Origin of the sequence: Halobacterium bonnevillei, from assembly GCF_009831555.1 — an archaeon.
Taxonomy (GTDB): domain Archaea; phylum Halobacteriota; class Halobacteria; order Halobacteriales; family Halobacteriaceae; genus Halobacterium; species Halobacterium bonnevillei.
In genome coordinates this window covers 1-3,060 of the sequence record NZ_WUUU01000257.1, presented here as the reverse complement: position 1 = coordinate 3,060, position 3,060 = coordinate 1, and the positions used below count along the sequence as shown (strand labels likewise).

At 69.2% G+C, this 3,060-nt stretch carries 5 protein-coding genes and 1 pseudogene; 2 read left to right on the top strand and 4 right to left on the bottom strand.

Annotated features, from left to right (window positions below; all coding sequences use genetic code 11):
- A pseudogene (locus GRX66_RS17905) lies at window positions 1-600 on the bottom strand (phosphoglucomutase/phosphomannomutase family protein); the annotation flags it as partial.
- A gap of 188 nt (window positions 601-788) precedes the next feature.
- On the opposite strand from GRX66_RS17905, the gene GRX66_RS17900 reads away from it, so the two are divergent.
- Window positions 789-1,367 carry an NADPH-dependent FMN reductase gene (locus tag GRX66_RS17900; protein ID WP_159527710.1) on the top strand — a complete coding sequence of 193 codons (579 nt, stop codon included), beginning with the start codon at window positions 789-791 and terminating at the stop codon, window positions 1,365-1,367.
- A gap of 78 nt (window positions 1,368-1,445) precedes the next feature.
- On the opposite strand, the gene GRX66_RS17895 is transcribed toward GRX66_RS17900, so the two are convergent.
- Both GRX66_RS17895 and GRX66_RS19665 read right to left on the bottom strand, forming a co-directional pair.
- The gene (locus tag GRX66_RS17895) at window positions 1,446-1,709 is read right to left on the bottom strand and encodes a GIY-YIG nuclease family protein (protein WP_394351542.1); all 264 of its coding nucleotides are present in this window, start codon (window positions 1,707-1,709) and stop codon (window positions 1,446-1,448) included.
- Between the two features lie 38 nt (window positions 1,710-1,747).
- Complete coding sequence (locus tag GRX66_RS19665) at window positions 1,748-1,897, bottom strand: DUF7563 family protein (RefSeq protein WP_169793417.1); 150 nt, start codon at window positions 1,895-1,897, stop codon at window positions 1,748-1,750.
- A 245-nt stretch (window positions 1,898-2,142) separates the two neighbouring features.
- On the opposite strand from GRX66_RS19665, the gene GRX66_RS17890 reads away from it, so the two are divergent.
- Entirely contained in the window at window positions 2,143-2,310 is a 168-nt protein-coding gene (locus GRX66_RS17890; RefSeq protein ID WP_159527709.1) for a DUF1931 family protein, read from the top strand.
- Between the two features lie 158 nt (window positions 2,311-2,468).
- Here the strand turns inward: GRX66_RS17890 and rpiA are convergent.
- The coding region (rpiA, locus tag GRX66_RS17885) for a ribose-5-phosphate isomerase RpiA (RefSeq protein WP_159527708.1) at window positions 2,469-3,060 on the bottom strand (592 nt) is incomplete at its 5' end.

Sequence of the window (3,060 nt, the reverse complement as noted above, 5' to 3'; positions counted from 1 at the left end):
ACAGCGCTCCCGGATCACGTCGGCCCCCGCACGCTCCAGGAGGGCGTCAGTGACGCCGCGGCCGCTGCCGTGCATCGCGTCGTAGACCACCGTCAACCCCGAGAGGTCGGCGTCGACGAGGTCCAGGCAGTGCTCGGCGTGGGACTCGACGAGGTCGACCTCCCGGACCTCGCCGGTCCGGTCGCCCTCGACGGGTTCGCGGAGGTTCGCCTCGATGGCTTCCGTGACCGCGGGGAGCGCGGGCGCGCCGTCCGACGGGATGAACTTCACGCCGTTGTACTCGGGGGGATTGTGCGAGGCCGTGACCACGAGCGCGCCCGCCAGGTCGCGCTCCACGATGGCGTGTGCGACCAGCGGCGTCGGGCAGTCGCGCCCCGGGAGCACCACGTCGAAGCCGTTCGTCGCGAGCACGTCCGCGATGTCGTCGGCGAATCCGCGCGACGTCTCGCGGGCGTCGTACCCGACGGCGACCGTCTCCCCCGCGTGGCCGTCTGCCTCGAGGTGGTCGGCGGTGGCCTGCGCGACGGCGCGGACGCGGTCGCTCGTGAACAGGTCCAGCGTCGCCCGCCAGCCGTCAGTACCGAACGAAATACCGTCCATACTCGCGTGGTCGCCGCGTCGCGTCAAAATCTCTGCGGTCCACCGGACGCCTCGACGCCTCCCGAACCGCAACCGCTCTCCCGCCGTCACCGAGTTCCGAACCACTCGGAGAACTGACTGAAATCGAGTGCCGGTGAATCCGTCGCCGACCGGGGCGGATTTATCCGTTCGAGCCCGACTAGCCTCCAATGACGTCCCCGCCACTCGTCGTCGGCGTCACCGGCAGTCGCCGCGACGGCAGTTACACGAGACGAACCGTCGAGCACGCGCTGGCGGCCGCCGAGCGCGCCGGCGCCGACACGGACCACGTCGACCTCGGGACCGCTGACCTCCCGCTGTACGACCCGGACCGCGACGCCGAGGACGCCGGCGACGCAGTCGACCTGCTGGCTCGCGTCAGGGCCGCCGACGGCGTCATCGTCGGGTCGCCGGTCTACCACGACAGCTACTCGTCGACGTTCCGGAACTTCCACGACTACTGTGGCTGGGACGAGTACGAGGACACCGTGGTCGGACTCGTGGTGGTCGCCGGCGGCGGCACGTTCTCGTCGACCCTCGACCACCTTCGCATCACGATGCGCGGCGTCCACGCCGACGTCGTCCCCCAGCAGGCCGGCATCAGGAACGCCTCGGACAAGTTCGACGGCGACGACCTCCTCGACGAGGACCTCGCCGACCGCGTGGACGACGTCGCCGAAGCCGTCGTCGCCGCTGCGCACCGCCGGGCCGCAGTCGACGACGCGGTCGGCGCCCGCGCGGACGACTGACCGTCTCCAATCGCTCTCGTCGTTCGGGGGGATTCGTCAGCCGTTCCCGTCGTTCGAACGTTCTCGTCGTCCGGCCGATCAACCTTCCTGCCAGGGGTCGTCCTGTGACTCGACGAGTCGTCGTTTCTCCGCACGCGAGAGCTGCTTTATGCCGTGCTCGCGGCTCATCGCGGCGGACTGCGACTCGAACGCCTCGACGTACTGGAGGGTGACCGGGGTGCGGCCGCGGGTGTACTTGGCGCCGTCGCCGGCGTCGTGTTCGGCGACGCGGCGCTCGACGTCCGTCGTGTAGCCCGTGTAGTAGGTGTCGTCGCTGCACGCGACCACGTACACGTAGTGCACGCCTGGCCGAACGGCGCGGAGAAGGGACTACGTTTCGGTCAAGCCCTGCGGGCGCGGTCCTTCGAGACTTCCGCGATGCCGACGTTCGCCGCGCAGTTCGGGCACGCGTGGAGTCGACCGTCCTCGTCGGCGAACACGCGCGCGAAGTTCTCGGAGACGTGTGCATCGCAGTGGTCACAGCGGGGCATGGGGTTGTCTGGCGCGGCGCGCCAGTGTGCAAGACTACACCACACACGAATAAATGAGTTTTCCCAATTTCGAACAAAATTTCGCCGAACTCGAACATGAGTTCGCACTCTTCCCGTGGCGGTCGTTCCTTCCACGCACGCGAATCAGTATTCTCCGGCGTACCCGCCTCAGCACCCCGTGACCGGCCGCTACGGCCGCACAGTATGGGAAGCCTTATAAGGGGCCGCGGAAAAAACCCGTTCGTATGGCAGACCTCATCGTCAAGGCCGCTGTGAAGGAAGAACTCGACGACAAGAACGTTGCCTCCGACTTCTACGAGGCGCTGGACGACGAAGTGTCCGAGCTCCTCGAAGACGCCGCGGCACGTGCGGAATCCAACGGTCGCAAGACCGTCCAGCCGCGCGACCTGTAATTCGGCTCCAGCCCCTCAATTTTTATCGGCGCGACGCTGCGCAGCGACGCGTCCGCGGACCGAATCTCGTCGCAGGCCGCTGTCTCGTGGACAGCGGCTCGGCCGAGCAGTGATTCCCAGCGTTCGACTGCGTTCGTCTGCGAGACAGCGGTTCCCGGCTACGCCTCGGTGGTGCGGACGCCGTCCTCGGTGCCGACGTAGACGGCGTCGACCAGGTCCACGAACAGGCCGTGCTCGACCACGCCGGGGATGCCCGACAGCGACGCTGCCACGTCCGCCGGGTCGTCGATGCGCCCGAACTCGCAGTCCAGCACGAGGTTGCCGTTGTCCGTCACCACCGGTCCGTCCTTGCGCTCGGCCGCCCGCAGCGTGGGGTCGCCGCCCAGGTCCCGGACGGCGGCGGCGACGACCGGGCGCGCGTCCGGCAGCACCTCCACGGGTATCGGGTGGTCCAGCGCGTCCGCTTCCTTGCTGGGGTCGGCGACCACCACGAACCGGTCGGCGTTCGCGTCCACGTACTTCTCGCGGGCGTGGGCCGCGCCGCCGCCCTTCACGAGGGCCGTGCCGGAGACCTGGTCCGCGCCGTCGATCGCGATGTCGACCGACGCCTCCTCCAGCGTGGTCAGCGGAATCCCGGCGTCGATGGCCAGCTGGCGGGACTGGAACGACGTCGGCACGCCCTCGACGTCCACGTCGCGCTCGCCGAGTGCGCGGATGGCGTGAGCGGCCGTGCTGCCCCGTCCCGACGCC